The sequence below is a fragment of the Pseudomonas sp. 2822-15 genome, assembly GCF_002742515.1.
GTDB classification, from domain to species: Bacteria; Pseudomonadota; Gammaproteobacteria; order Pseudomonadales; family Pseudomonadaceae; genus Aquipseudomonas; species Aquipseudomonas salomonii.
This window is the reverse complement of sequence record NZ_LJRY01000377.1, coordinates 287202-312975: the sequence shown is the minus strand read 5'-3', so window position 1 is coordinate 312975 and position 25774 is coordinate 287202. Positions and strand designations below refer to the sequence as shown.

Below are 25774 nucleotides of genomic sequence, written 5' to 3'. Positions count from 1 at the left end.
CGCAGAGCGTGGGAACGATCTATGTAAAAGCATCACTGCGGTCAATTAAATTGCACACAATTAAATTGCCTACTATCTTTGCAGTTCTTTCCCCGTATTCGAGGCGCTGCCATGAGCGACAACCTGCTGAGCATCCCGTGCACCACCATCAAGGGTGAGCAAAAGACCTTGGCCGATTTTGCCGGCAAGGCCATTTTGGTGGTCAACACCGCCAGCAAATGTGGCTTCACCCCGCAATACAAGGGCCTGGAGCAGGTTTGGCAGCAGTACAAGGATCAAGGTCTGGTGGTGCTGGGCTTTCCCTGCAATCAGTTCGGCAAACAGGAACCTGGCAACGAAGGGGCGATTTCCGAGTTCTGCGAGCTGAACTTCGGCGTCAGCTTCCCGCTGTTCAAGAAGATCGACGTGAATGGCAGCGACGCCCACCCCCTGTTCGTGCAACTGAAAAAACAAGCGCCGGGGCTGCTGGGCTCCCAACGCATCAAGTGGAACTTCACCAAGTTCCTGATCGGCCGTGATGGCAAGTTGGTTAAGCGTTTTGCCCCGACCACCAAGCCCGAAGCCCTGACCCAAGAGATCGAAGCCCTGCTCAAATGACCGACGTGCCCCGTGTGTCCCTGGCCCTGGACGACCAGCTGTGCTTCAAGCTCTATGCTGCGTCCCGCGCGGTAACGCGGGCGTACAAGCCGATGCTCGACCCGTTGGGCCTGACCTACCCGCAATATCTAGCGATGCTGGTGTTGTGGGAGTGGCACGCCGCCACCCCGGCGCAACCCACAGTCAAAGCCCTGGGCGAGCGCCTGATGCTCGACTCGGGCACGCTGACGCCGTTGCTCAAGCGCCTGGAACAGTTGGCGTTGGTGCAGCGTCGGCGCAGCGCGCTGGATGAGCGCGAGGTGCATCTGAGCCTGAGCCCCGCGGGCGTGCAGTTGCGCGACCAGGCCCATGCCTTGAAAACCCGGCTGCTGTGCGACAGCGGCGTCGACCTGAACCAGGCCGACGTGTTGCGCAAGGGGCTGGACGAGTTGCTGGCGCAGATCAAAGGCTTGTCGAGTTCCGCACCCACAGGTCCAGCAGGGCCTTGAGCTCTTCGCGGCGAAACGGTTTGGCCAGGTAGTCATCCATTCCCGCCGCCCGGCAGCGCTCGCGCTCCTCCGCCAGGGCGTTGGCGGTCAAGGCGACGATAGGCAGTTCCGGCCAGCGCCCGCTGCGACGAATCTGCCGACTGGCCTCGTAGCCGTCCATCACCGGCATATTGCAGTCCATCAACACCATGTCGAAGCGCTGTTCTTCCAGCAATTTGAGCGCTTCGCCGCCATGGGCCGCCACGATCACTTCGCAGCCGAGCTTGCTGAGCATGCCCTTGGCCACCAGTTGATTGACCGGGTTGTCCTCCACCAGCAGGATGCGCGCGCGATGCGCCTGGGGCGCGGCCTCCATCTGGACAGGGTCGAGGATCAGTTGCGCCTCGCTGCGCAGGTTGCGTTGCAGAATCTGGTACAGCGCATTGCGACTCAGCGGGCGTGCCTGTTGCTGCAGCGGCATCAGGGCCGCGACTTCTTCGCTGGGCATGAAGTTGCCGTAGGCGGTCACCAGCAGAATCGGTGCGCTGATACCTGGGCGCAGGCGGAACAGGCACTCCGGGCAATCGGTGATCAGCAGGTCGGGGCGCAGCCCGGTCAAGTCATCGTCCTGGGAATAGCAGCGCAGCGCCAACCCCCAAGTCGGCAGCAAGGTGCCGAGCAATTCCGCCAGGCCGCTGCCGGCGTTGGTGATGGCGATGACTTCGCCCGTGAGTGGCGCTTGGCGTGCGGCCGGTAAATGTGTGGGCAGCGGCAGGTCGGCGCAGAACTGGCTGCCGAAGCCGACTTCCGAGCTGATGCTCAAGCGGCCCTTCATCGCTTCACACAGGTTATGCGTCAACGCCAGCCCCAGCCCGGTGCCGCCGAACTGGCGCGTGATACCCGCACCTGCCTGGGTAAACGGCTGGAATATCTTCACCTGCGCTTCCTGGGCAATGCCGATGCCGGTGTCACACACTTCGATTTTTACCCGGCCATTCTCGGCACTGAGGCGCACGTCCACGCGGCCGAAGCGGGTGAACTTCAAGGCATTGGACAGCAGGTTGCTGACGATTTGCCGTACCCGTGTCGGGTCGCCAATCACCTGCGCCGCAAACAGCGGGTCGATCAGGCAGGTCAACTCGACACTCGGCGCCGCGTTCTGCGACAGCAGGTTGGCGGTGTCCTCCACCAATGAGCCGAGGTCGAACGGGATGCGTTCGAGCTCCAACTGGCCGGCGTCGAATTTCGACAGGTCGAGGATGTCGTTGAGCAGTTCCACCAGCACCTTGCCCGAATCGTGGGCGATGGACAGTTGCTGGCGTTGTTCGGCGTTCAGCGGGCTGTCCAGCGACAGCGCGATCATGCCCAGCAAACCATTGAGCGGCGTGCGGATCTCATGGCTCATATTGGCCAGGAACGCGGCGCGCGCCTGGGCCATGGCCAGGGCGGTCAATTTGGCGGCTTCGAGCTCATCGTTGGATTGGCTCAAGCGCTGGTTGCTGGCCTTGAGCTCAAGGGTGCGTGCCGAGACGATATCTTCCAGTTGGCCCAGGTACTCGGTGAGGCGGTCCTCGGCATGGCGCCGTTGCTGGATTTCGGTCTGCATGTTTTCGAATTGCTGGTTGGCGACGTTCACCAGCACGCCGATTTCATCGTTTTCGTGACCCGGCGGGCAATCCAGGCGGGCCTGCTTGCTGGTGCTCAGCGCACGGATAATGCGCACCAGCGGCTGGGTCAGCATCACGTAGAACAGGCCCAGCAGAATGCCTGTGAGCAGCAGGCTGCGGGCGAACCCGTTGAGCAGGGTAATCTCGGCACGGTGCAGGAAACGGCTGCCAAAGGCATAGGTGTCGACGTCCAGGCGCAGCACGCCGAGGGAGTCATTGGGCATGTGGCTCAGGAACAGTCGGTCTTCAAACAGGCGGTTGGCGCCAAACAGGAAGTCACTGATGGGCCGGTACGCGCTCTCTTTGCGCGGCCGGTTCACGTCGGCCAGCACCACGCCATTGTTATCGACCAGTTGCGCGTGGGTGACGGCCGGCGAGTGCAACAGGCCCAGGGCCAGTTCCTGGGCGAGTTCGGCATCAATGTTGTAGGCGATACGTGAGGCAGGGTTATGGCTGATTTCGATCAGTGAGCGTATTTCACGGTTGATCGAGGCGTCTTCGCTGGCATAATCAATGCCGATTTGGATCAGACTGAGCAAGGTTCCCAAGACGAAACCGACCAGCACAGTCAATCGAGCTTGTTTATAAGACAAGCGGTGGGCGAACTTGATATCCATCGAGTGTTGAACCACTTCACGTTTCCCTTCGCCCGGCAAGCATAGCTGAACATCCACAGGCTTTGGCTTGGCCGGCATGAATCGTTTTATACGCAGCCTCGTGGGGTCTGCCACAGGGTTGCCAATACGCCATCTTTTGCAAGAACTTGCCAGAGGAATAATCGTGGACTCTCGATTGAATGCCTTTCTTGAGCGGGCCGATGCGGTTCTGGCTCGCCTGGAACCGCTGTTACCGGCACCGCGTCAAGCCATCGACTGGAATAATTGCCTCGCCGCCCGTTGGCAGCGCGAAGGCCGCAGCGGCTTTTTGCTGCCGCTGGACGTGAGCCTGGACATGCGCCTGTCCGACCTGATCGGCGTGGACAAGCAACGTGAGCAACTGGCGCGCAACACTCAGCAATTTCTCGATGGCCTGCCCGCCAACCATGCGTTGCTGTGGGGCTCGCGCGGCACCGGCAAATCCTCCATGGTGCGTGCCTTGCTGGCCCAGCATGCCAAGGCCGGTTTGCGCCTGATTGAAATCGAGCGCGACCACCTGGCTGACCTGCCGCGTGTGGTCGAGCAACTGCTCAAGCTGCCGCAGCGGTTTATCCTGTTCTGTGACGACCTGTCTTTCGAAGCGGGTGAGGGCGATTATCGCGTACTCAAGAGCGTGCTGGACGGCTCCCTTGAGCAAGCGCCGGAAAACGTCTTGCTGTATGCCACGTCCAACCGTCGTCACCTGGTGCCGGAAAACCAGAGCGACAATGACAATTGGAAGCGCGTGGACGGTGAGTTGCACCCCAGTGAGGCAGTGGAAGACAAGATTGCCTTGTCCGACCGTTTTGGCCTGTGGCTGTCGTTCTACCCGTTCAGCCAGGAGCACTTCCTGGACGTGGTCGAACACTGGATCGGCGAACTGGCCAGCAAGGCCGGCTTGCAGTGGCAGCGTGATGAAGCCCTCGATATCCTGGCCGTGCGCTGGGCCACCGGGCGTGGCAATCGCAACGGCCGGTGCGCGTATCAATTCGCCCGTTACTGGGTGGGTCTCAAGTTGTTGGAGCGTCAACCATGATCGATTTACAACAGGCCGGCACCGGCCTGGACGGTTATGCCATGCTCTGCGCGCAGCTGGAATCGCTGCTCGCCGATGAGCGTGACTTTATCGCCAACAGTGCGCAGTTCTCGGCGTTCCTGTTCAACCAGTTGGACGACTTGAACTGGGCGGGCTTCTACCTCAATCGCAATGAAGAACTGGTGCTTGGCCCGTTCCAGGGCCAGATCGCTTGCGTGCGTATCCCCTTCGGGCGTGGCGTCTGCGGCGCGGCAGCGGCATCGCGCCAAACCCAGCGGGTGGAAGATGTGCATGCATTCGCGGGCCATATTGCCTGTGACAGCGCTTCCAACAGCGAACTGGTGGTGCCATTGGTCAAGGATGGCATGCTGGTGGGTGTGCTGGATCTGGACAGCCCGTCGCTGGCCCGTTTCAGCGAGCAGGACCAGGCAGGCATCGAGCAGTTGGCGGCGATTTTCCTGCGGTTGACCGACTGCTGATCCAGCAGGAGAGGGCGGGTCGCCGTTATTGACTGCCCAGCTTATGGAGCTGCACCTGCAGCGTCCTCTCCAGCTCCAGCATGAGTTTTTCCAGGGCCTTGACCCCCACGTCCAACGTGGCGCGCGCTTCGTTGCGGGCACAGGCCTGTTCCAGCGCTTCGCATTGCGCGGCCAATGCACTTGCCTGGACGATGCGCGCGGCGCCCTTGATCTTGTGGGCTTGCTCAATGATCGCCTGGGGCGCTGCTTGGCGGGCCATCAAGGCCACCAGGTCCTCGCGGTCCTGACGGCTGCTGCTCAACAGTTCCGCCAGCAAACGTCGGCTCAATTGCGGGTCGCCGCCGGTCAGTGCGTCCAGGCACTCAAGTTCCAGCCGCTGGCCGCCGGATTGCGGTTTGATCTGCGCCAGATGCTGCTCCAGTGCCGTAAGGCTGATGGGCTTGAACAGGCAGTCATTCATGCCCGCTTGCGCACAACGAAGTTTTTCCTCGGGTTGGGCATTGGCGGTGAAACCGAGGATCACGCAGGGCAGCTGTTGCTCTCGCTGCTCGTATTCACGGATCGAACGGCTCAACTCATAGCCATTCATCACGGGCATGTTGCAGTCGGCAATCACCAGATCGAAGTGCTCCTGGCGCCAGGCCTGAAACCCGGCGGCACCATGTTGGGCCGCCGTGAACTGGTGCCCCAGGTAACCCAATTGCTGGCACATCAGCAAACGGTTCGCCGGGTGGTCGTCCACCACCAGCACATTGAGCACCGCCGCAGCTGTCGGCGCCTGGGACTTGAGCTCGTCCAGCGCTTCAATGGGCTTGAGGCAGGTCATCCTCAGGCTGACCTGTACTTGAGTGCCCACCATGGGCACGCTGCTCAGGCTCAGTTGCCCACCCATCATCTCGCACAGGCTGCGACAGATCACCAGCCCCAGGCCCGCTCCACTCCTGGCCAGGTGCCCGGAGTTGTCCGCCTGGGCAAAGGGTTCGAACAGGCGCAGTTGGTCGTCGCGGCTGATGCCGATGCCCGTGTCCTCGACCACCAGCTTCATCTGCACCTCGTGGGGCTGCTCGGTGGCTTGCACCTGCACCTTGATCTTCACCTGCCCACGCTCGGTGAACTTGATCGCGTTGCTGACCAGGTTGGACAGCACCTGCTTGAAGCGCAGCGGGTCTATCAGCACGGCGGTGTTGTCGAGGTGGGTGTCGAATTCGAGCAGCAGGCTGAGGGTTTTCTGGCGGGCCAGGCCGTCGAAGACGCGTACCACCGACTCGATCACTTCGCGCAGGTTCACGCGCTCGGGTGCCAGGCTCAGGCGGCCGGATTCGATGCGTGCAATGTCGAGGATATCGCCGATCAGCTCCAGCAGGTCCTTGGCCGAGTTGTAGGCCACTTCGATCGCCGGGCGGTCGAGATGGCCCTGGTCGGCGCGCTTGAGGGTCAGCTCGAGCATCCCGATCACGGCATTCATCGGCGTGCGAATTTCATGGCTCATGGTGGCGAGGAAGGTGCTTTTGGCCCGGTTGGCCTCGTCGGCGCGTTCCTTGGCGGTGCGCAACTCGTCGAACAGTTGGCGCCGGTCACTGATATCGATCCAGCCGCCGATGATGCCCTGCACTTCGCCGTCCGAATCGCGGTAGGGCAGGATCCAATGGTAGATCGTGAGTTTTTTGCCGTGAATGTGCAGGGTGCGATCGAGGATCAGCGGAGTGCCTTCCACCACTACCCGTTGGTAGTCGGCATGGTACTGCGCGGCCTCAGGGGCCAGTGCCATGTCCATTTGCACCACACTCTTGCCGATCACCTCTTCGCGTTTGACCCCGAACACTTGCAGGTAGCTGTCATTGCAGGTCTGCAACAGGCCCTTGCGGTCGCGTACGTAGATCGGGTGCGGTGTTTCATTGACCAATGCGCGCATGAACTCGAACTGGTCATTGAGGGCGCGCTCGGCCATTTTGCGATGCTTGATCTGGCGGCGCATGTAGGCGTTCCAGGTCAGGGAAATAAGCAGCAGCAACCCGGTGCCAACGATGATTTGCGCAATCAGTTGATGGTAATTGCGCCAGTAACTGTCGGAGGCCGGCGTGTAACCGCGCCAGCGGCTGTTGATCACGCCCATTTCGTCCGGGGCAATGCTCAGCAGCGCTTTGTCCAGGATTGAGCTCAGTTCAACGGCACCGCGTGGCGTGGCCAGCGCGAAGGTCGCGGGCAGTGTGCCGATGCTGGCGCTGATCTGCAGTTTGTCCTGGAACACCTGGGACGCCAGGAAATAGTTGGCGATGACCAACGAGTTCACCGCGCCGTCCACACTGCCTTGGGCCAGCATTTCCGAAGCCTTGAAGGTATCACTGACTTCCACCAGGCGAATCTGTGGGAAGTTATCCTCCAAGGTTTTCTCCAGCGGGTTGCCCAGGGTGATTGCCAGGCGCTTGCCTGCCATCTGCTCCAGGTTTGCGGCCGCGTCGGGCTCCTTGCGGGTCAGCAGGACGTAGGAGTTTTCCAGGTAAGGGCGGCTGAAGCTGAGCTGAGTCTCGCGTTCGGCGCTGGGGACGATGGCCCCGATGACATCAGCTTTACCCGTGGTGAGCTGCTCGATCATGGTGCTGAGTTCGCGACTGCGCTGGACTTCAAAACGCAGGCCGGTGCGCAGGCGGATCAGTTCCAGCAGGTCGGCGGTAATACCGCGAAAGTTGCCGTCGGCATCGAAGAACGTCAACGGCGCGAACGTCTCATTGACCACGACTTTGACCACCGGGTGTTCTTTGAGCCAACGCTCTTCACGCTGGGTCAATTGCAGTTTCTTGTCGGTCAGCAGGATGTCGCTGCCGGCGCTCCAACGCTTGGCGATGCTGTCGCGCTCGTTAATGGGGACGGCCGCCAGCACCGCATCGACGATGCTCAGTAGAACGTCCTGGTCGTGGCGCAAGGCGAAGCTGAACCCATAAGCTTCATGCTTGCCGAAGTTGGCCATGTGGACGTTTTTCAGGTAGCCCTTGTTGATCATGTAATGGGTGGAAATAGTGTCCCCCAGGAACACGTCCGCCTGATCGAACGCCACGGCATTGAGCGCGTTCTGATAAGAGGGAAACGCGCGGATATCCGCCTGCGGGTATAACTTTTCCACTTCGCTCAACGGCAGGTAGTGATAGACAAGGCTCAAGCGCAGGCCGGCCAGGCCATCGCTCAAACTGCGGGTTTCACCTTCGCGGGTCACCAGTACGGGCTGGTCCACCGCATACGGCTGCGACAGCATGAGCTTGGGGTTGGCAGCCTCAAAGCCGTTGGAAGAGCCCAGCAGGTCGATCTCCCCGGTTTCAAGCGCCTGGATCGCAGCGTCTCGTGTCGGATAGCGCAACACCTTGACGGGCAAGGCCATGGCTTTGGCCAGCAGCCCTGCGTAATCGGCGGTCAGGCCCTCATAGTCGCGACCGCTGGAGGTGAGGTCGAAGGGTGGATAGTCGGGGGCCGAGGTGCCCAGTACCAGCTCGCGTTTGTACAGTAGCCACTGGCGCTGGGCCTTATCCAGTTGAGTATCGAGTTGAACGGTACCCGCGCGGCTCAATAAGGTGAAGTGTTCCGGTCCGATTTGAAGGGCTGCGGGCACGGTCGTGCTCAAGCACAGGCCGGCCAATAATATAATCAGATAGTCCTTTATACGCCTGGGCATCCGCTTTCTCACACTAGCGCGTTTCGTTTTGCCATCTCGATAAGTTCTACCAAGGACTTGGCTTTAAGTTTTTGCATCAGCCTTTTTTTGTAAGTGCTTACTGTCTTGTTACTTAGAAACATTCCTTTGGCGATTTCTTTGTTCGTACGACCTTGTGCGAAAAGTTGCAACACCATCAGTTCGCGGTCGTTCACGGCCTTGAACAGTTCAAGTTCCAGTGCGTCCTTGCTGTCGACGCCATTGGAACTGAGTGCCTGGCTGGGGAAGTAGTTGTAACCCGACAGCACCGCACGAATGGCGCTCAGCAATTCGCTCAGGTCGCCTTCCTTGCACACATAGCCGTCTGCACCCGAGCGCATGCAGCGCGTGGCAAACAACGTCGGGCTCTGGGCAGTCAGGATCAGGGTTTTCATCGAGGTGTTCATCGCGTTGAATCGGCAGAGCACTTCGAGGCCGTCGAGTTTGGGAATACTGATGTCCAGAATGATCAGGTCGGGCAGGCATTCGCGAACCATCTGTATCGCATCACACCCGTTGTCCGTTTCGCCAACGATTTTATAACCCTCGTGTTCCAGCAACATGCGAATGGCCAGCCGGATAACCGGATGGTCATCAATGATAAAAACCGTGTTCATAATCATATTCCATGCAAGTGCAAATAAAGCGGGCACATTAGCTCAGAAGATGAGGCAGGAGGATGAGCGTTGGGGGGAGTAGATATAAAACAGGAGAATTCCTACATAATAAAAGGTAACGACCTACCGTTCGATAAGGCTTTGCGTCGTCGGATGTAAGCAATAGTTGAATCAGTCAGCCCTGGAACGGTGTCAGGGGTTCAACGAGGGTATTGCGGCGATTATAGACCCGTGAACAGTGTTTACAGTCCTGCATTTATATCGAGGACAGTGGCGCAATCAATTCGGCCAGCGCCTCTTTATTCAGCGGCTTCAATAAGTAACCCAGCAGTGGCAAGCCGCGCTGCAGGGCCTGGAGTGTCAGGTTGGACAACTCTGTTGCCGGCAGGCTGCTCAATAAGATGGCGCCGGTGATGAAGTGTCCGCGATGGGCAATGTCTACCAGTTCCAGCCCAGGCAGGTCAGGCAGGCATTGATCGCACAGCATCAAGTCAAAGGGGCGGGCGGCGCAGGACATCGAGCGGATCGCCTGTTCGGCATTTTCCGCAAGGGTCAGTTGCTCGAACCCGAAACTCTTGAGCAGGCACTGAGTGGCCAGGAGCTGAAAGGGATGATCCTCCACCAATAGGATTCGAAGACAGGGTATGGGCATAGAAGGCACATGGCTCAGTCAGAGGGGCGTGACGTAGGAATTGTGTGTCAGGTTCGCAAGAAGCCTGCGCGATTATTCCTCGAGCCGATGTGCGAATTCGATCAGGCCGCTCTGTTCCCGTCGTAGGTAAAGTCTGTACGAGACGCAGGCGGCGAGATCAACGTTTTATTGTGGGCTGGAGCGCCCGGTCATCTCCCGTGCCATTTCGGTGGCGTAGCTGTCGGTCATGCCGGCGATAAAGTCGATCATGCGCAGAAACGAAGCGTGCAGCGACCACGCCGGGTTCGGCGCACTGTTACCCAGCAAGTCAAGGATGCGCCGGTTCTTGAACGACGGCGTGCGCCCGCCATGCTGTTCCAGGGCGGCACCGCAAAAGGCGTTCAGCAGGATTTCCAGGGTGGTGTAGGCGCCGATTTCGTGCAGGGTCTTGCGCTTGTCCTGGAAGATTTTCTTGCGTGCCATGTCCTTGGCGTCCAGTACACAGCGCTTGGCCGGGCCGTGCATGTGTTCCACCAGGTCGCCTGGCAGCGTGCCGGCGAGCAAGGCGTCCTGCTGCTCGACAAAGGCGCGTGCCGCCGCATTGGTCAGGTGCTCGATGGCCTTGCCGCGCAAAATCGCCAGCTTGCGCCGACGTGAATCCAGCGGGCCCAGTTGCCGGTAGGTCTGGGGCAAATCGTCACCCACCAGGTCGAGCAGCAGCGACTCGACTTCGGCATAGTCGAGCAGCTCCATTTCCAGGCCGTCTTCGAGGTCGATCAAGGCGTAGCAGATATCGTCGGCCGCCTCCATCAGGTAGACCAGCGGATGACGCGCCCAGCGTTGCTCTTCCAATTGCGGCAAGCCGAGCTTGTGGGCGATCTGCTCAAGGATCGGCAACTCGCTCTGGTAACAGCCGAACTTGTGCTTCTTGTAGCCCAACGAATCCGCGTGGCGGGCGGTCCAGGGGTACTTCAGGTAAGTGCCGAGGGTGGCGTAGGTCAGGCGTGTGCCGCCGTCGAACTGATGGTATTCCAGCTGAGTGAGCACCCGGAAACCTTGGGCGTTACCTTCGAAATTGAGGAAGTCATTGCGCTCGGCCGTGCTCATGTCATCCAGCCAGCCGCGTCCGGCCGCCTGTTGGAACCAGTGGCGAATGGCATCTTCACCCGAGTGACCGAACGGCGGGTTGCCGATGTCATGGGCCAGGCAAGCCGATTGCACCACCATGCCCAGGTCGCTTGGCTCGCACCAGTCGGGCAGGGCGCTGCGCAGGGTTTCGCCGACGCGCATACCAAGGGAGCGGCCGACGCAGCTGACTTCCAGGGAGTGGGTCAGGCGTGTATGGATATGGTCGTTACTGGACACCGGGTGCACCTGGGTCTTGCGGCCCAGGCGGCGGAACGCGCCGGAGAAAATAATCCGATCGTGGTCTTTGTGAAACGGGCTACGGCCGAGTTCTTCCGGGCTGTGCAGGGGTTTTCCAAGACGTTCGCGGGTAAGCAGGGTGGGCCAATCCAAGGCGGTTACTCTCCGTGCGGTGAATGACCCTCCCAGCTTCCCGGTTCAGCGCGGCATCGGCAAGCAAAAATCTACAGGCCGGCCGCATCGATATCGATTAACAGCAAGCGCTGACCGTTATCAAAGAACTGTCCGGCAGTGAGGCAATACTGGTTGGTGGTGGCGTCGCGGTAGGTCGACGACAGGGTCAGGCGCCGCTCCTCCCAGCCTTCGGCGAGCAGGTAATAGAAATACGGCCGCCATGACCAGTTGTGGCCCAGGTAGCGGCTGTCGGCCTGCCAGGCATCCTGGCGCCACTCGAAGTTGGGCGTCAGCTGGGTGCCATGGCGGTCGCACTGGTAAAAGCGCAGCAGCCATGGAAAGTCCGGCAATTGGGGCAACTGATCGAGCGGCGCGCGGGCCTGTGCCCAGCGTTGCAGGATGCTCATCAGCTCGGCCAATTGCACGCGCAACTGCATCACACGGCCACGCTCGGCGAGTTTGTGCTGCACGTAAACCCTGCGCAGTTGGGCAAAGCGCGCTACGAATGCATCAGTGGCAAACCAGTCCAGTTGGGCCTGGGCGAACAGAAAACCCTGCACATAACGCGCGCCGCACTCCAGGGCAAAATTCAGTTGCGCCTCGGTTTCCACGCCCTCGGCGATGATCCAGCAGCCGGTTTTTTCGGCCATTTGCGCCAGTGCCCGCACCACGTCACTGCTCGGCCCGCCTTTAGCGGCTTCCTGGAACAGGCGCATGTCGAGCTTGAGAATATCCGGCTGCAGCGCCAGTACGCGGTCGAGTTGCGAATAGCCGGCGCCGAAGTCATCGATGGCGATGCGTGCGCCGGCTTCTCGATAGCGTGCGACCACCTCGGCCAGGCGCTGGATGTCGCCACCCAGTTCGGTGATTTCAAACACAATGCGCCGCGGATCGACGTTGTGGGCCTGCACTTGTTTCAGGCTGGGCAAGGCTTGGCCAGGGCGCAGGCGGTTGATCCAGCGGGGTGAGATATTCAGGCTCAGAAACCAGTCGACGGGTGCTTCATGCAGGCGGCTCAAGGCGTTTTCGCGGATCTGCCGGTCCAGGCGGCGCAGGGCCACGCCCGGTGTGCGCGGGTCGGCAAACAGCGGGCCCACCGACTGCAAGTGACCATCGGCCTGACGCAGGCGGCCCAGGGCTTCGACGCCGGCAATGCGCCCGGTGGCGGTATCGATGAAGGGTTGGAAGCAGGCGAGCGGTTGCCCGTCGATCACGGGGCCTCCTTAACAGAGCTGGCGAAAAAAGGCCCGGACCTCAATCACGAGGGCCGGGCCGATTCTGTTTGCAAGAATGCAGCCAGCCAGCTTCAGCCTTTACGCTGCATGGCCAATTTGATCAGCGGGATCAAACCGGCACCCAGCCGCACCAGGCGCGTCAGGCTGCTGATGCCGCCGCCCTTGGCGCCCTTGCCGGTAAAAAAGCCCATCAGGGTCACCGCCGCCACGCCCCACAGCGGCGCGTGCTTGATGCCCAGGCTGTCTTGCCAGTTGTGGCGCATGTCGCGCATTTTGTTCAGCGGCGCCATCAGTTGCTGGGACTCGTGACGGATCTCCTGGCGATGCATTTCCATGCGCAGGCGAATCAACGCCTTGCGCATTTCCCGGCGCGAGGTGTTTTGCGGGATTTCAGTCATGCTCATGGCAGCAGGCGCTCCCGATCATTGGCCAGCTCTTCGAGGGTGGCATGGAAGGGCGTGGACTCATCGAACACCGCCGCTTTCAAACGCACCCCACAGAAGGCCGCAGCCAGGCTGTAGAACACGCAGAGGCAAATGATCCCGGTCAGGCGGTAACCGGTGTCCCACACCAGGATCATCACCAGCGTCGACAACCCCACCAGCAATAACAGGGCAAACACCAACGCCAACCCTGCAAACAACAGCAGGCTCACGGTGCGGGCCTTCTGTTCCTGCAACTCGATGCCAAATAATTCGACGTGGCTGTGCAGCAAGCCCAGAACGGCTGCGCCCAGGCGTCGTGAAGTGGAACTTGTGCCCGTGGACGAGCCGGTTTCGCCGATAGACATGATAGTTAGCGCCTTGTAGCCAGCAGACCAATCAGGAAGCCCACGCCGGCGGCAATGCCCACCGACTGCCAAGGGTTGGCCTGCACGTAATCTTCGGTGGCCGTGACCGCCGCCTGGCCGCGTTCACGCAGGGAATCTTCGGTCAGTTGCAGGGTTTCACGGGCTTTGAGCAGGCTTTCGTGAATCTTGCTGCGCAGCTCATCGGCCTGGTCACCAGCGAGTACGGCGGTGTCGTCGAGCAACTTTTCGGTGTCACTGACCAGGGTTTGGAAATCCGCCATCAGTATTTCTTGAGCAGTCTGAGCAGTTCTTCTGGCCATGGGTATCTCCGTGATTGGCTGATCTGTTTTGTACGTGTGGTTTCGAGTCACCGGTTTCGGTGAAGGTTCACTTCAATTGTCTGGTACAGCTTTTGCTTTGCCTTGGTGCGCAGGCCCTTTGGCTTGCGCCGAGTCAGGGCGGATCGAGGCCGATGCCTGGAAAAACCTTACCCTAAATCACACAAACTCGCGGAAAAACCCTGTCGGCAACGGCCCGTTGTGTTGATCGCTGCGCTAAAGCGGTTCACGCCTCCTCAAGAGGGGCGGGGCCGGTGGTGCCAATTTAGTGCGCGTAACCCCGGCTTGAACCGCTTTGGTGCTTTTTGCCTTGAATGCAGGCCTGCCAACCTCCATGGAAAATTTGCAAAGCGCAGTGGACACCCTCGTCCACAGCTCCAACACCCTGTTTATCCTGATTGGTGCGGTCATGGTCCTGGCCATGCACGCCGGCTTCGCGTTCCTGGAAGTCGGCACCGTGCGCCAGAAAAACCAGGTCAACGCCCTGTCGAAAATCCTCAGTGACTTCGCGATCTCGACCCTGGCTTATTTCTTTATAGGCTATTGGATCTCCTACGGTGTGAGCTTTATGCAGCCGGCCGCGGTGATCAGCGCCGATCACGGCTATGGCCTGGTGAAGTTCTTCTTTCTGTTGACCTTCGCAGCAGCGATCCCTGCGATCATTTCCGGCGGCATTGCCGAGCGCGCCAAATTCGCCCCGCAATTGTGTGCCACCGCGCTGATCGTGGCGTTTATCTACCCGTTTTTCGAAGGCATGGTGTGGAACGGCAATTTCGGCCTGCAAGCCTGGTTGCTCGCGCGCTTTGGCGCCAGCTTCCATGACTTTGCCGGCTCGGTGGTGGTGCACGCCATGGGCGGCTGGCTGGCGCTGGCGGCGGTGCTGCTGTTGGGCCCGCGTAATGGGCGTTACAGAGAAGGGCGGCTGGTCGCGTTTGCGCCTTCGAGCATTCCGTTCCTGGCGTTGGGTTCGTGGATTCTAATCGTCGGCTGGTTCGGCTTTAACGTGATGAGTGCGCAAACCCTCAACGGTGTCAGCGGCCTCGTGGCGGTCAACTCACTGATGGCGATGGTCGGCGGCACGGTCGCAGCCTTGGTGATCGGCCGCAACGACCCAGGCTTCTTGCACAACGGCCCGCTGGCCGGGCTGGTGGCGATTTGCGCCGGCTCCGACCTGATGCACCCGGTGGGCGCGCTGGTCACCGGTGTGATCGCCGGTGGTTTGTTCGTGTGGTGCTTTATCGCCGCCCAGGATCGCTGGAAGATCGACGACGTGCTGGGCGTATGGCCGCTGCATGGCCTGTGCGGCGTGTGGGGCGGCATCGCCTGCGGCATCTTTGGCCAGACCGCACTCGGTGGCCTGGGCGGCGTCAGCCTGATCAGCCAGTTGATCGGCACTGCACTGGGTGTGGCCGTGGCGCTGGGCGGCGGTTTGCTGGTGTACGGCGTGATCAAGCGTGTGCATGGGCTACGCCTGAGTCAGGAGCAGGAGTATTACGGCGCGGATTTGTCGATCCACAAGATTGGCGCGGTCAGCCAGGATTGATCGGCCGCCTGGCAACCGGCTGGCTCGCTCGCCACCGTCAGGTGGGTGGGCTTAGAATGGAGGCCTGTTTTTGATCGGGTCCATTTGCCATGCTGCCTGAATGCCAGTTGTTCGGCACCCTGGGTTGCCATCTTTGTGAGCTTGCTGAAGCCGAAATCATGCCGCTCGTCGAACACGGGTTGATGGTGGAGTTGGTGGATATCACCGACCCTGCCGACCTCACCGAGGTCTACGGGCTGCGCATCCCGGTGCTTCGGCGCCTGGATACCGGGGCGGAGCTGGATTGGCCGTTCGAGACCGAGCAGGTGGTCAACTTCCTTAAATAGCGTGAGCCCGGTGGCTTGCTGACCACCAGGTTTTGGTTGTTCAAGCGCCTTAAGTGTTCTCCAGACCGCAGCGCTCATGCGCGATCAAGTCATCGTGTGATTCGCGCCGCCGTATCAGTGTGGCGTGTGCTCCCTCCACCAGCACTTCTGGCGGGCGCCCTCGGGAGTTGTATTGGCTGGCCATGCTCATCCCATAAGCGCCACATGAGAAAATCGCCAATAAGCTTGCGTCTTCCAGGACGGGCAAAAACCGACCTAATGCGAAGTGATCGCCGGTTTCACAAATGGGGCCGACAATGTCGACTTCTTCCAGGGGCGCGCCTCCCGCCGTACGGACGCTCTCGCTCAACGCCGTCCAATGGCCGGAAAAGTCACCAAATCGGGTTGGCCAGATGACGTGATTCGCACCGTATAAAGTGGGGCGCAGCAGAACATTCATACCCGCATCAACAATCGCAATCTTGCGGTCCCAGCCTTGTTTGATGTACTCGACCGTGGTGAGTAAAACGCCCGCGTTCGCGCTGATCGAACGGCCCGGCTCAATGATGAAGCGCAGACCACGACGTTTCAGTTCTTGCAGACGCTCGCAAATAAGCGCGCCCGTTTCAGTCAATGAACAGACGGGATTACTTTCGTTGCCGTATTGCGCTGGAAAACCTCCGCCGATATTGATGAACTCAATCGAGCAGTCAGCGGCCTGAAGCCGGTTGACCATGTCTTCAATCTTGTCGATGGCAGACACGTAGGTGTGGGCCGACGGGATCGGGGACCCGAGATGAATATGAATGCCAACGACATCGACGCTCGCGTAACGCTTTGGGGCAAACAGTTCATAGGCGCGTTCAATCGGTATGCCAAATTTTGTCTGGCGGCCGCCGGTGGCTGTTTTCTCATGGGTGCCGGCATCCGCCACATCGGGATTGACCCGAATGGCCACCTTTACCCGCTTGCCGGCCGCCGACGCGATCGCATCCAGGCGCAGCAGCTCTGCCTCGGACTCCACATTAAAAAGGAACACGCCCACGTCAACGGCATAGCTGATTTCTTCACGGGATTTGCCGACACCCGCGAACACTATCTTGTCTGCGGTCACGCCTGCCATCAGTGCCCGGTACAGTTCACCGCCACTGACCACGTCGAGGCCGGAACCTTGATCGACCAGCAGCTTGAGGACGCTGAGATTGCTGCAGCTTTTAACCGAGAAACACATCAAAGGCGACAGTGCAGAAAATGCGTTTTGGAGTACGGCATAGTGATTTTTCAGCGACTGTGCCGAATAAAGATAAACAGGGCTGCCGTGCTGTTCGACAATGGCACGTACATCCACTTGTTCTGCATGTAAATGGCCGTTGATAAAATTAAAATGATCCATCTTCCTACCTCGATTGGATGAGGCCAACTAAACGCACTGACAACTTTCTCAGCGCAGACGAGGCAAGTGTGCATGGCGAAAAAATAAAGAAAAAATATCAAAATGATGGCCATCTATTCATTTCTGATATGGTTCCATCCATTCAATTCAGTGCGTGGGTTTGCTCATGAATTTTAGTTTTCGCCATGTGGAAGTGTTCTGGGCAGTGATGACCACCGGCAGCGCAACCGCTGCCGCTGCTCTCCTGCATACTTCGCAGCCCACTATCAGCCGCGAGCTGAGTCGGTTTGAAACCTTGACTCAGTTGACCTTGTTCAAACGCGCGGGCGCAAAACTGATACCCACCGAGCATGGCCTGATGCTCTTCGATGAAGTTCAGCGCAGCTATGTAGGCCTGGCGCGCGTCAAGAACGCCGCTGAGGCGATCCGGTACTTTCGCCATGGGCAAATTTCGCTGACCTGCCAGCCGGCGTTTTCGAATGCCTTGCTGCCACAGGTGTGCCAGGATTTTTGTAATAAATTCCCGGGTGTCAGCATCAATGTCACGCCGCAGGAGTCTCCCGCCCTGGAAGAGTCGCTGACGGCTCAGCGTTATCATTTGGGGCTGACTGAAACTCTTGAGACGCCACCTGGAACCCACAGCGAAACCTTGTTAAACCTTGATGTGGTGTGCGTCTTGCCGTCTCACCACGTGCTCAATGCAAAATCTGTCCTCACACCAGAGGATTTCAATGGGCAAAATTTTGTTTACCTGGCGGCGGATGACCCCTACAGGATCAAAACCGACGCGATCTTTCACCAGGCGGGCATTGAGAGACGGCTGGTGGTCGAAACGCATAACGCCAGCGCTGTGTGTGCGACCGTCAACCTGGGTGTCGGCGTTGCAATCGTCAATCCACTCACTGCGCTGGACTATGTGGGCAGAGGTTTGCAGATCCGGCGTTTTTCCCATTCGATCTCTTACTGTGTGAGTGTCGTACGGCCGTTGCACCGCCCCGAATCGTCCAGCGTCCTCCACTTTGTGGAGGTGCTGCGCAGCAATTGCCAGCGCATCAGTGCTCAGTTGCAGAACCTCTGAGCAGACCCACTGGTCGTGTACGGGGGGTCTTGATCGCACGGGCGCGTTTTCGCGATGGCGAGTTTCCAAATATTGCGTTACTGTATGTTTGTACAGCGATTGAATAGAGGGAACGCCCGTGGTGAATGTTGAACAACTGAAAAGCAGCGTCAATCGCATGTCCGCCGACGTCGTGCGCGACGCGGTGAACGAGCTGCGCCTCGACGGCCTGGTCACGGAAGGCAAGACGCCGTTTAACAAAGTGCATTTCAATACCTGCTTTGCTGAAATCGAGGCATTGTTCCAGCGCGCCGGTTATCACAAGCAGCTGGATGTGGTGGGTTATCAGGGCTTGTTGTACGCGCTCTACGATCCCGGCCGCTGGGAAGCGGTGGACGTGTTGCGCTGGCTCAAGGAATTTACCGAGGCGGCCAGCGCCTCGCCGGTGTTGCGAGCGCAATTGGCCAAGGCCTGAGATCCGCCCTAGGCTCAATCGTGCTCCATGCGGGATAATGCCAGCCGGTTTATCCAGGTTTCGAGCATTGCATGTCCACATCCGCTTTCTCTGCGTCCCAGCATCAAGCCAGCACCTTGTACCTGCCGCCCGGCCCGTGGGCGACGGTGCTCGATTGCCTGTGCGAGCACTTCCCGGCGATTGGCCGTGAGCAGTGGCTGGACCGCGTCGCCCGTGGCCGTGTCTTGGACATCAATGGCCAGCCAATCAGCCTGGACCTCGCCTACAAGGAAGGCCTGTGCATTTATTATTTCCGCGAAGTGCCGAATGAGAAGGTGATCCCGGTTCAGGAAACCATTCTGTACGCCGATGAGCACTTGGTGGTGGCCGACAAACCGCACTTTCTGCCGGTGACCCCGGCCGGCGAATACGTTGAGCAAACCCTGTTGCGCCGCCTGATTCGTCGCCTGGACAACCCCGCGCTGGTGCCCTTGCATCGTATTGATCGCCACACGGCGGGGCTGGTGCTGTTCTCGGCCAACCCGCAAACCCGGTCGGCGTATCAGCAGCTGTTTCCCACACGGCGCATCGACAAATTCTACGAAGCCATTGCTCCGGCTTTACCCGACCGGACCTTCCCACTGGTGCATAAAAGCCGCCTGGTCGATGGCCAGCCGTTCTTTCGCATGCAGGAAGGGCCGGGCGCCAGCAACACCGAAACGGCGGTGCAAGTGCGCGAGAAAAATGGCGATCTGTGGCGCTATGGCCTGTTCCCCGTGACCGGCAAGAAGCACCAGTTGCGTGTACACATGACGGCGCTGGGGGCGAGTATCTGCAACGACCTGTTCTACCCCGACGTGCTCAAGGATGCCGAGGACGACTACGCCAACCCGCTCAAACTGCTGGCCCAGGGCGTGCGCTTTATCGACCCGGTGACCGGTGAACAACGTGAGTTTCGCAGCCGCATCACCCTCGACTGGTAACCGCCGGAAACGACAAGGCCCGCACATGGCGGGCCTTGTGGGCAAACGCTTAAGACTTACAGGTCTTTAACGGTGCGAACCTGATCCTTGTTGATGCGGGTCTGCTTGCCGTCAAGTTGTTCGAACTCGTAGAAGCCAGAAGCCTTGTCGTATTTAGGGGTGTCGACGGCCTGGATTTCGCGACCGTCATTCAGGGTGATCACTGTAGGCGAAGCGCAACCGGCGAGAGTGGCGAGGCCCAGTGCAAGCATGAGAGCGGCGATGGTCCGTTGAGTCATGAGTTTGTCTCCAAGAGAATTCTTTTAAATTGCTGACCTTGTGACGCGCAGGGCGTCGACAAAGTTCCTTGTGCGAGGTTCATTCTGACACGCCGGACCCAGGGTGCAACAGCTCGGGTGTATTCAGGTTGGCCAGGCGTGGGTCATCGGCGGGGCATTCCAGGCCCACACCGCCCAATTGCAGGAAGAGCTTGCGCGGGCTGCGCTCACCGGCGTTCCATGCCTGTTCTACCTGGGTTTTGAGGTGGGTGGGGATGATGCAGATCAAGGGTTCCCAGAATTCACCATGACGCACCATCACCGGCAGCTGCGGGTTGCGGCGTGCCGCCTCACACAAATCGCCCAACAGCCCTACGTCGATGTTGGGGACGTCACACGGCAGTATCAGCACATGCGCATGCCGCGCGGCGGCCAGCCCCGCGCGGATGCCCGCCAGCGGGCCGGGGAAGTCCGGGCTGTCGTCGCTCACCAACTGGTCGGCATACGGCGCGTACTGCTCATGGTTGCGGTTGCACGAGATGATCAGGTCATCGGTGAGCGGGCGGGTCAGGCGCTGCAAATGGGCAACCAACGGCTGGCCGTGCCAGGGCAGCAGGCCTTTGTCCTGGCCGCCCATGCGTTGGCCACGGCCGCCGGCCAGCAGCAGGATCGAACAGGGCAGGGGCAAAGAATCAAGCGACATGGTGGTTCCGCTGCGGCAGGCAAATGGGGGCCTGTGATATAACATCGGGCTGTTCATTCGACAACCGGACCGAGCCATGAAAGCCAAGGCTGATGCGCCTTTCGTACCCCTCAATATCGCAGTGCTGACCGTCAGCGACACCCGCACCCTGGACACCGACACCTCCGGCCAGGTCTTCGTCGATCGCCTGACCGCCGCCGGCCACAACCTGGCCGAGCGTGTGCTGCTCAAGGATGACCTGTACAAAATCCGCGCCCAGGTCGCCCACTGGATCGCCGAAGACGTGGTGCAAGTGGTGCTGATCACCGGCGGCACCGGCTTCACCGGCCGCGACAGCACGCCCGAAGCCGTCAGCTGCCTGCTGGACAAGCAGGTCGACGGTTTTGGCGAGCTGTTCCGCCAGATCTCCGTGGCCGACATCGGCACCTCCACCGTGCAATCACGCGCCCTGGCCGGCCTGGCCAATGGCACGCTGGTCTGCTGCCTGCCAGGCTCGACCAATGCCGTGCGCACCGGTTGGGACGGCATCCTCGCCGAGCAGCTGGATAACCGTCACCGCCCATGCAATTTCGTTCCCCACCTGAAGCAGGCTGAACCCTGCGTATCCCGTGGATAAGCCAGGCAAGACCGGTGCCCTGATGCCGGTGGAACAAGCGCTGCAGCAATTGCTGGACATGGCCGAAGCGGCGCCGATTCGAGAGCAGCAGGTGCTGCCCTTGGCCGACTGTGATGGTCGCGTATTGGCGCAGGACCTGATCTCCACGCTCGACCTGCCGCCCTGGCCGAATAGCGCCATGGACGGTTATGCCCTGCGCCTGGCCGACTGGACCGGCGAGCCGCTGCCCGTGAGCCAGCGCATCTTCGCCGGCCAGGCGCCGCAGCCACTGGCGGCCGGCACCTGCGCGCGCATCTTTACCGGCGCGCCGGTGCCCGCAGGCGCCGATTGCGTGGAGATGCAGGAAAACGCCGTGGTCCACGCCGACGACCGCGTGAGCTTCACCGAGCGTTTGCGGGCCGGCCAGAACATCCGCCCCCAAGGCCAGGAAACCACGGTCGGCGAGTTGGTGTTAAACGCCGGCACTCGCCTGGGCCCGATTGAACTGGGCCTGGCCGCCTCCCTCGGGCATGACTGTTTGAGTGTGGTGCGCCGGGTGCGCGTGGCCGTGCTGTCCACCGGCGATGAATTGATCGAACCCGGCCTGCCGCTGGGGCCGGGGCAGATCTACAACAGCAACCGGCGTGTGTTGTGCAGCTGGCTTGTGCGCATGGGCTGTGAAGTGATTGATGCCGGGATTCTTCCGGATGACCTGGAAAAGACCCGCACACGTCTGGCCAGCCTGGGCAGTGTCGACCTGATCCTGTCCACCGGCGGTGTCTCGGTCGGCGAGGCGGACTTTCTCGGCATCGCCCTGCGCGAAGAGGGCGAACTGGCCCTGTGGAAACTTGCGATCAAACCGGGCAAACCGCTGACCTTCGGGCACTTTCGCGGTGTGCCGGTGATCGGCCTGCCCGGCAACCCGGCCTCGACCCTGGTGACCTTTGCACTGCTGGCCCGGCCTTATCTGCTGCGCCGCCAAGGCGTGCGGGACGTGGCGCCGCTGCGTTTCGAAGTGCCGGTGGGGTTCGTATGGCCTCAGCCGGGCAACCGTCGCGAGTACCTGCGCGGGCGTATCGAACAGGGCCGGGCGATTATCTACCGCAACCAGAGCTCCGGCGTGCTGCGCAGCGCGGCGTGGGCCGAAGGGTTTGTGGAGGTGTTGGAGGGGACGACACTCGATATTGGCGACCGCGTTAATTTCATTCCCTTGAGTGAAGTCCTGAACTGACAATAGAGACCCACTGTGGGAGCTGGCTTGCCTGCGATAGCATCAACTCGGTGTACCTGATGTACCGAGGTGTCTGCATCGCAGGCAAGTCAGCTCCCACATTGGACTTGTGTGCAGCTAGTAATCATCCCCACGCTCAGTCACATCCCGCTCCACCGGCTCGGCATTCGGGTCATAGCCCACCGGGAATTTGCCCTTGAGCGTCCACGCGAACGCAATAATCTCGGCCACCGTGCGGTACAGCTCCTCCGGGATGCTGTCGCCCAATTCCATGCGCGCCAGCAGTTTCACCAGCTCGGCATTCTCATAGATCGGCACTTCATGTTCCCGCGCCAACTTCAAAATGGCTTCGGCCAAGGCATCGTCGCCTTTGGCCGTCAGGGTTGGCGCTTGCTGGCCGTCGTACTTGAGGGCAATCGCCTGGCGCGGCGGGGTCGGATTTTTCATGCGGTTTCATCCACCCAGCGTTGCTCCAATCCGGTTCGAGGCCCGCGTGGCGGCGTGCCGAGGTGGCAGTCCAGGTCGCCGACATTGATGCCCGAGGTCACCAGGCGCTCGCGCAAGCTGCCCAAATGGCTTTCGATCAGGCTGGCGGTGAACGGGCGTGAGGCCCACAGCTGACTGGACAATTTGCCCTGGGTCAGTTGCGCCTGCACCTGCAACGGGCCCAGTGGTTCCATGTCGAAGGCCAGCTCGACGCGCCAGAGCATTTGCTTGGGGTCTTTCTTGTCCTTGCGCTCCGGTTGGTCCTTGTCCGGCGGCGGCTCTTCACGCTGGAACTTGACCTGCAACGGCACAATGTCCTGCAAGGTGCGCATGGGGATTTCCAGCTGCCAGGTGGTTTGCAGCCGGCCATCGGCGGTGGTGCCGGTTTGCTCCAGGCTCGACAGCTGGTGGCTTTGCAGCCGGGAAATCGCCCCGGCGGCCAGGCGCAGCAGGTTTTCCAGATCGCCTTCGCCTGAAAGCTTGGCCATCAGCCGGTCCGGCAGCGGAAAGCCGGCCGGGGCTTGTCGTGCGCCGATCTGGCCGAGGGTGCTGAGCGGGTTACGCACGAAATTGGGCAGTACCTGGGCCAGCGTATTGGCGGCGAGGATGGCGTTCAGATTCGTCGCGGCGGGCAGGGCGGGCAGTAGTTCGGCGACCAGCCGCAACAGGCTGCCTTTCATATCCAGTGGTGGCACCTGCGGGTTTTGCCCGGCGAGCAATTTGGCTTCAAGAAACACACCGCTGTTTTGTACCAACTGCGCCAGCACCTTGGGATTGCTGACTTGCGCCAGATCGGGCAGGGCGTTGAGCAAGCGCGCGGCGGCGGCGCGCAGGTCGCTGGAGGTGGTGTCGTCGGCAGGCAGGCTTTGCAGCGCGGTGAACAGCACATCCAGCGAGCCTTGGCGACTTTGCTGGGTCGACAGCTGTTGCGCCACGGCCAACTGATCCTTGAGCCCGCTCAACGGCACGAAATTCAGGGTTTGCGCATTCTGCACCACGGCGCTGAGCAAGCTGCCGACCCGCAACGGCTGCGGGCTTTCCAGGCTCAACGTGGTGCCGGCCAGGGCGTTATTGAGCACGCTGACCAGTGAGCGATAAATCGCCGGTTGTGCGCTGCCTTGCGGCAGCATCTGAGTGGTCAGCACCTTGGCCTGCAACAGCGTGCCCACCGGCATTTGCGTGGTGTCGATGCGCGTCAGCGCAGCCACATTGGCGCTCAAGGCTTGCTGCAAAGTGATGCTCAGGTTGCCGGTCGGCGTCTGGCTCACCGCCACGTTGCTGCCCAACGGTAACGGCTGGGCGCTGCTGGCCTGCACCAAGGTCTGGCGGCCGCCTTCGAGGGTCAACTTGAGCAACAGCTGAAACGCGTCACCGCCTTGTTTAAGCGCAATCACCTCGGCGTTGGCGGTTTTGCCAGGGTCGATCAGGCCGGTCTGCGGCTCCAGCAGTTTCAACAACTCGCCGGTCGGCGGCAGCGGGGCAGGCCCGAGCGTCGGTGCTGGCGGCAGCGTAGGAAGGTTGATCTCACCGGTCATCGTGCGCGTCGTCTCTGGGGAAATTGCCCTCTTTAGAGTAGGGCATCACATGTATAATGCCGCCCGTCTGCAAAGAGAGCGGTAAAAACCTCACAACTATTTGATCCAGCTCTCTAAAATCGGTCGCCAAAGCCGTTATTGTGCATTTCTCTATAACGGCCGCTGCACCGCCGACTTGAACCGTAAAGGCCCGCGATCTTTTGACCAGCCCTCTTCTAGAAGCCGTAGCGCTTGCCTGTGAACGCGACCTGCGCCTGCTGTTCGAGCACCTCGAACTGCGGCTGGCGGGCGGCGACATGGTGCAGATCAGCGGCCCCAACGGCAGCGGCAAGACCAGTTTGCTGCGCCTGCTGGCCGGTTTGATGCAGCCGACGGCCGGTGAGGTTCGACTCAACGGCAAGCCCCTTAACGAGCAACGCACCGAGCTTGCGCGCAACCTGATCTGGATCGGCCACGCCGCCGGCATCAAGGACGTGCTCACGCCGGAAGAAAACCTCAGCTGGCTCAGCGCCCTGCATCATCGGGCGTCCCGCGATGCCATCTGGCAGGCACTGGCCGTGGTCGGCCTCAAGGGTTTTGAAGATGTGCCTTGCCACACCTTGTCCGCCGGCCAGCAGCGCCGCGTGGCGCTGGCGCGTTTGTATCTGCCTGGCCCGCCGCTGTGGATTCTCGATGAGCCTTTCACCGCTCTCGACAAGCAAGGCGTCGCCCAGCTCGAAGAACACTTGGCCCAGCACTGCGAGCAGGGCGGCCTGGTGCTGCTCACCACCCACCACACGCTGGTGCGCAGGCCCGCCGGTTACCGCGACCTGGATTTAGGGCGGTGGTCGGCATGAGTGTGTTCGCGCTGTTAGTCACCCGTGAAGCCCGCCTGCTGTGCCGCCGCCCGGCCGAATTAGCCAACCCCTTGGTATTTTTCGCCATCGTCATCGCACTGTTCCCGCTGGCGGTCGGCCCCGAGACTAAACTGTTGCAAACCTTGTCCCCAGGATTGGTGTGGGTGGCCGCGCTTTTATCGGTGCTGCTCTCGCTGGACGGGCTGTTTCGCAGCGATTTTGAAGACGGTTCCCTCGAACAGTGGGTCCTTTCGTCGCACCCCTTGCCACTTCTGGTACTGGCCAAGGTGCTGGCACACTGGGTTTTTTCCGGCTTGGCGCTAGTATTGCTCTCGCCGCTGCTGGCGATGATGCTCGGCTTGCCCGTCGAGTGCCTGCCGGTGTTGCTCCTGTCCTTGTTACTCGGTACGCCGGTGCTCAGCCTGTTGGGGGCGGTGGGCGCAGCGTTGACCGTCGGTTTGAAGCGGGGTGGCCTGTTGCTGGCCCTGCTGATTCTGCCTTTGTATATCCCGGTGTTGATCCTGGGCAGCGGCGCCTTGCAGGCCGCGCTCATGGGCATGCCGGCGACCGGTTACCTGCTGTGGCTTGGCAGCCTGACCGCCCTGGCGGTAACCCTGACACCCTTTGCTATAGCGGCTGGCCTGAAGATCAGCGTCGGCGAATAATGAGGTCTGGTTAAGCGACAT

27 protein-coding genes are annotated in these 25774 nt (G+C 60.6%); 13 read left to right on the top strand and 14 right to left on the bottom strand.

All coding sequences use genetic code 11. The annotated features are described in order from the left end of the window. Positions 1-111 precede the first annotated feature (111 nt). On the top strand, positions 112-597 hold the full coding sequence (locus AOA59_RS30490; protein WP_065912391.1) for a glutathione peroxidase: 486 nt from the start codon (positions 112-114) through the stop codon (positions 595-597). Next, positions 594-1085 carry a MarR family winged helix-turn-helix transcriptional regulator gene (locus tag AOA59_RS30485; protein WP_099490016.1) on the top strand — a complete coding sequence of 164 codons (492 nt, stop codon included), beginning with the start codon at positions 594-596 and terminating at the stop codon, positions 1083-1085. The genes AOA59_RS30490 and AOA59_RS30485 overlap by 4 nt, the downstream gene beginning before the upstream one ends. Here AOA59_RS30485 and AOA59_RS30480 read toward each other — a convergent pair. Further along, positions 1039-3348: a response regulator gene (locus AOA59_RS30480; protein ID WP_099490015.1), complete on the bottom strand. Its 2310-nt coding sequence runs from the start codon at positions 3346-3348 to the stop codon at positions 1039-1041. The genes AOA59_RS30485 and AOA59_RS30480 overlap by 47 nt on opposite strands. A 163-nt stretch (positions 3349-3511) precedes the next feature. Between AOA59_RS30480 and AOA59_RS30475 the strand changes: the two genes are divergently transcribed. Beyond that, the gene (locus tag AOA59_RS30475; RefSeq protein WP_058422851.1) at positions 3512-4402 is read left to right on the top strand and encodes an ATP-binding protein; all 891 of its coding nucleotides are present in this window, start codon (positions 3512-3514) and stop codon (positions 4400-4402) included. Beyond that, the gene (locus AOA59_RS30470) at positions 4399-4881 is read left to right on the top strand and encodes a GAF domain-containing protein (protein WP_099490014.1); all 483 of its coding nucleotides are present in this window, start codon (positions 4399-4401) and stop codon (positions 4879-4881) included. Before AOA59_RS30475 ends, AOA59_RS30470 begins: the two co-directional genes overlap by 4 nt. Positions 4882-4906: 25 nt before the next feature. Here the strand turns inward: AOA59_RS30470 and AOA59_RS30465 are convergent, their stop codons facing one another. The 8 genes from AOA59_RS30465 to AOA59_RS30430 form a co-directional block, all read right to left on the bottom strand. Continuing rightward, the gene (locus AOA59_RS30465) at positions 4907-8542 is read right to left on the bottom strand and encodes a transporter substrate-binding domain-containing protein (protein WP_099490013.1); all 3636 of its coding nucleotides are present in this window, start codon (positions 8540-8542) and stop codon (positions 4907-4909) included. A gap of 8 nt (positions 8543-8550) precedes the next feature. Next, complete coding sequence (locus AOA59_RS30460) at positions 8551-9177, bottom strand: response regulator transcription factor (RefSeq protein ID WP_069788708.1); 627 nt, start codon at positions 9175-9177, stop codon at positions 8551-8553. 256 nt (positions 9178-9433) lie between these two features. Continuing rightward, positions 9434-9829 (bottom strand): response regulator, encoded by a 396-nt coding sequence (locus tag AOA59_RS30455; RefSeq protein WP_065912404.1) that lies wholly within the window; start codon positions 9827-9829, stop codon positions 9434-9436. Positions 9830-9994: 165 nt separating this feature from the next. Then, entirely contained in the window at positions 9995-11326 is a 1332-nt protein-coding gene (locus tag AOA59_RS30450; protein WP_065912406.1) for a deoxyguanosinetriphosphate triphosphohydrolase, read from the bottom strand. A 71-nt stretch (positions 11327-11397) separates the two neighbouring features. After that, complete coding sequence (locus tag AOA59_RS30445) at positions 11398-12561, bottom strand: EAL domain-containing protein (RefSeq protein ID WP_065912410.1); 1164 nt, start codon at positions 12559-12561, stop codon at positions 11398-11400. A gap of 92 nt (positions 12562-12653) precedes the next feature. Next, positions 12654-12986, bottom strand: coding sequence for a hypothetical protein (locus AOA59_RS30440; RefSeq protein ID WP_017136180.1), 333 nt, complete (start codon positions 12984-12986; stop codon positions 12654-12656). After that, positions 12983-13372: a phage holin family protein gene (locus AOA59_RS30435; RefSeq protein ID WP_017136181.1), complete on the bottom strand. Its 390-nt coding sequence runs from the start codon at positions 13370-13372 to the stop codon at positions 12983-12985. Before AOA59_RS30435 ends, AOA59_RS30440 begins: the two co-directional genes overlap by 4 nt. Positions 13373-13377: 5 nt before the next feature. Continuing rightward, the gene (locus AOA59_RS30430; protein ID WP_056857159.1) at positions 13378-13692 is read right to left on the bottom strand and encodes a YqjD family protein; all 315 of its coding nucleotides are present in this window, start codon (positions 13690-13692) and stop codon (positions 13378-13380) included. A 352-nt stretch (positions 13693-14044) separates the two neighbouring features. Here AOA59_RS30430 and AOA59_RS30420 point away from each other — a divergent pair, with 352 nt between their 5' ends. Together AOA59_RS30420 and AOA59_RS30415 are read left to right on the top strand one after the other, a co-directional pair. Then, positions 14045-15253: an ammonium transporter gene (locus AOA59_RS30420; protein WP_058422871.1), complete on the top strand. Its 1209-nt coding sequence runs from the start codon at positions 14045-14047 to the stop codon at positions 15251-15253. Between the two features lie 89 nt (positions 15254-15342). Next, positions 15343-15579 (top strand): glutaredoxin family protein, encoded by a 237-nt coding sequence (locus tag AOA59_RS30415; RefSeq protein ID WP_099490012.1) that lies wholly within the window; start codon positions 15343-15345, stop codon positions 15577-15579. A 49-nt stretch (positions 15580-15628) separates the two neighbouring features. Here the strand turns inward: AOA59_RS30415 and lysA are convergent, their stop codons facing one another. Further along, the gene (gene lysA / locus AOA59_RS30410; RefSeq protein WP_099490011.1) at positions 15629-16951 is read right to left on the bottom strand and encodes a diaminopimelate decarboxylase; all 1323 of its coding nucleotides are present in this window, start codon (positions 16949-16951) and stop codon (positions 15629-15631) included. A 166-nt stretch (positions 16952-17117) separates the two neighbouring features. On the opposite strand from lysA, the gene AOA59_RS30405 reads away from it, so the two are divergent. The 3 genes from AOA59_RS30405 (at position 17118) to AOA59_RS30395 (ending at position 19445) form a co-directional block, all read left to right on the top strand. Further along, entirely contained in the window at positions 17118-18029 is a 912-nt protein-coding gene (locus AOA59_RS30405; RefSeq protein WP_099490010.1) for a LysR family transcriptional regulator, read from the top strand. Between the two features lie 118 nt (positions 18030-18147). Further along, entirely contained in the window at positions 18148-18483 is a 336-nt protein-coding gene (locus AOA59_RS30400; RefSeq protein ID WP_003189932.1) for a hypothetical protein, read from the top strand. Positions 18484-18554: 71 nt separating this feature from the next. Then, on the top strand, positions 18555-19445 hold the full coding sequence (locus AOA59_RS30395; protein WP_099490009.1) for a pseudouridine synthase: 891 nt from the start codon (positions 18555-18557) through the stop codon (positions 19443-19445). Positions 19446-19501: 56 nt separating this feature from the next. Here AOA59_RS30395 and AOA59_RS30390 read toward each other — a convergent pair whose 3' ends face one another. Next, on the bottom strand, positions 19502-19723 hold the full coding sequence (locus AOA59_RS30390; RefSeq protein WP_017136187.1) for a YgdI/YgdR family lipoprotein: 222 nt from the start codon (positions 19721-19723) through the stop codon (positions 19502-19504). A gap of 79 nt (positions 19724-19802) precedes the next feature. Next, on the bottom strand, positions 19803-20405 hold the full coding sequence (gene mobA, locus AOA59_RS30385) for a molybdenum cofactor guanylyltransferase MobA (protein ID WP_099490008.1): 603 nt from the start codon (positions 20403-20405) through the stop codon (positions 19803-19805). 76 nt (positions 20406-20481) lie between these two features. Between mobA and moaB the strand changes: the two genes are divergently transcribed. Further along, a complete protein-coding gene (moaB, locus tag AOA59_RS30380) occupies positions 20482-21021 on the top strand; it encodes a molybdenum cofactor biosynthesis protein B (RefSeq protein WP_065912422.1) in 540 nt (179 codons plus the stop codon). A 22-nt stretch (positions 21022-21043) separates the two neighbouring features. Next, the gene (gene glp, locus AOA59_RS30375; RefSeq protein WP_099490086.1) at positions 21044-22231 is read left to right on the top strand and encodes a gephyrin-like molybdotransferase Glp; all 1188 of its coding nucleotides are present in this window, start codon (positions 21044-21046) and stop codon (positions 22229-22231) included. A 117-nt stretch (positions 22232-22348) separates the two neighbouring features. Here the strand turns inward: glp and AOA59_RS30370 are convergent, their stop codons facing one another. Further along, positions 22349-22678, bottom strand: coding sequence for an EscU/YscU/HrcU family type III secretion system export apparatus switch protein (locus AOA59_RS30370; RefSeq protein WP_099490007.1), 330 nt, complete (start codon positions 22676-22678; stop codon positions 22349-22351). Continuing rightward, the gene (locus AOA59_RS30365; protein ID WP_099490006.1) at positions 22675-24252 is read right to left on the bottom strand and encodes a flagellar hook-length control protein FliK; all 1578 of its coding nucleotides are present in this window, start codon (positions 24250-24252) and stop codon (positions 22675-22677) included. The genes AOA59_RS30370 and AOA59_RS30365 overlap by 4 nt, the downstream gene beginning before the upstream one ends. A 200-nt stretch (positions 24253-24452) precedes the next feature. Between AOA59_RS30365 and ccmA the strand changes: the two genes are divergently transcribed. Both ccmA and ccmB read left to right on the top strand, forming a co-directional pair. Further along, the gene (gene ccmA, locus AOA59_RS30360) at positions 24453-25088 is read left to right on the top strand and encodes a cytochrome c biogenesis heme-transporting ATPase CcmA (RefSeq protein ID WP_099490005.1); all 636 of its coding nucleotides are present in this window, start codon (positions 24453-24455) and stop codon (positions 25086-25088) included. Continuing rightward, positions 25085-25753, top strand: a complete 669-nt coding sequence (ccmB, locus tag AOA59_RS30355) for a heme exporter protein CcmB (protein WP_065912482.1) — start codon at positions 25085-25087, stop codon at positions 25751-25753. Before ccmA ends, ccmB begins: the two co-directional genes overlap by 4 nt. The last annotated feature ends 21 nt before the right edge of the window (positions 25754-25774 follow it).

What these genes read in the sequence shown, in the direction of transcription:
- AOA59_RS30435 (WP_017136181.1), bottom strand. Translation starts at nt 13,372, where the DNA reads ATGTCTATCGGCGAAACCGGCTCGTCCACGGGCACAAGTTCCACTTCA.
- AOA59_RS30485 (WP_099490016.1), top strand. Translation starts at nt 594, where the DNA reads ATGACCGACGTGCCCCGTGTGTCCCTGGCCCTGGACGACCAGCTGTGC.
- AOA59_RS30440 (WP_017136180.1), bottom strand. Translation starts at nt 12,986, where the DNA reads ATGAGCATGACTGAAATCCCGCAAAACACCTCGCGCCGGGAAATGCGC.
- AOA59_RS30480 (WP_099490015.1), bottom strand. Translation starts at nt 3,348, where the DNA reads ATGGATATCAAGTTCGCCCACCGCTTGTCTTATAAACAAGCTCGATTG.
- AOA59_RS30365 (WP_099490006.1), bottom strand. Translation starts at nt 24,252, where the DNA reads ATGACCGGTGAGATCAACCTTCCTACGCTGCCGCCAGCACCGACGCTC.
- AOA59_RS30390 (WP_017136187.1), bottom strand. Translation starts at nt 19,723, where the DNA reads ATGACTCAACGGACCATCGCCGCTCTCATGCTTGCACTGGGCCTCGCC.
- AOA59_RS30490 (WP_065912391.1), top strand. Translation starts at nt 112, where the DNA reads ATGAGCGACAACCTGCTGAGCATCCCGTGCACCACCATCAAGGGTGAG.
- AOA59_RS30395 (WP_099490009.1), top strand. Translation starts at nt 18,555, where the DNA reads ATGTCCACATCCGCTTTCTCTGCGTCCCAGCATCAAGCCAGCACCTTG.
- AOA59_RS30465 (WP_099490013.1), bottom strand. Translation starts at nt 8,542, where the DNA reads ATGCCCAGGCGTATAAAGGACTATCTGATTATATTATTGGCCGGCCTG.
- AOA59_RS30455 (WP_065912404.1), bottom strand. Translation starts at nt 9,829, where the DNA reads ATGCCCATACCCTGTCTTCGAATCCTATTGGTGGAGGATCATCCCTTT.
- lysA (WP_099490011.1), bottom strand. Translation starts at nt 16,951, where the DNA reads ATGGATCATTTTAATTTTATCAACGGCCATTTACATGCAGAACAAGTG.
- ccmB (WP_065912482.1), top strand. Translation starts at nt 25,085, where the DNA reads ATGAGTGTGTTCGCGCTGTTAGTCACCCGTGAAGCCCGCCTGCTGTGC.
- AOA59_RS30420 (WP_058422871.1), top strand. Translation starts at nt 14,045, where the DNA reads ATGGAAAATTTGCAAAGCGCAGTGGACACCCTCGTCCACAGCTCCAAC.
- AOA59_RS30370 (WP_099490007.1), bottom strand. Translation starts at nt 22,678, where the DNA reads ATGAAAAATCCGACCCCGCCGCGCCAGGCGATTGCCCTCAAGTACGAC.
- AOA59_RS30405 (WP_099490010.1), top strand. Translation starts at nt 17,118, where the DNA reads ATGAATTTTAGTTTTCGCCATGTGGAAGTGTTCTGGGCAGTGATGACC.
- AOA59_RS30460 (WP_069788708.1), bottom strand. Translation starts at nt 9,177, where the DNA reads ATGAACACGGTTTTTATCATTGATGACCATCCGGTTATCCGGCTGGCC.
- moaB (WP_065912422.1), top strand. Translation starts at nt 20,482, where the DNA reads ATGAAAGCCAAGGCTGATGCGCCTTTCGTACCCCTCAATATCGCAGTG.
- AOA59_RS30415 (WP_099490012.1), top strand. Translation starts at nt 15,343, where the DNA reads ATGCTGCCTGAATGCCAGTTGTTCGGCACCCTGGGTTGCCATCTTTGT.
- AOA59_RS30470 (WP_099490014.1), top strand. Translation starts at nt 4,399, where the DNA reads ATGATCGATTTACAACAGGCCGGCACCGGCCTGGACGGTTATGCCATG.
- mobA (WP_099490008.1), bottom strand. Translation starts at nt 20,405, where the DNA reads ATGTCGCTTGATTCTTTGCCCCTGCCCTGTTCGATCCTGCTGCTGGCC.
- glp (WP_099490086.1), top strand. Translation starts at nt 21,044, where the DNA reads ATGCCGGTGGAACAAGCGCTGCAGCAATTGCTGGACATGGCCGAAGCG.
- AOA59_RS30430 (WP_056857159.1), bottom strand. Translation starts at nt 13,692, where the DNA reads ATGGCCAGAAGAACTGCTCAGACTGCTCAAGAAATACTGATGGCGGAT.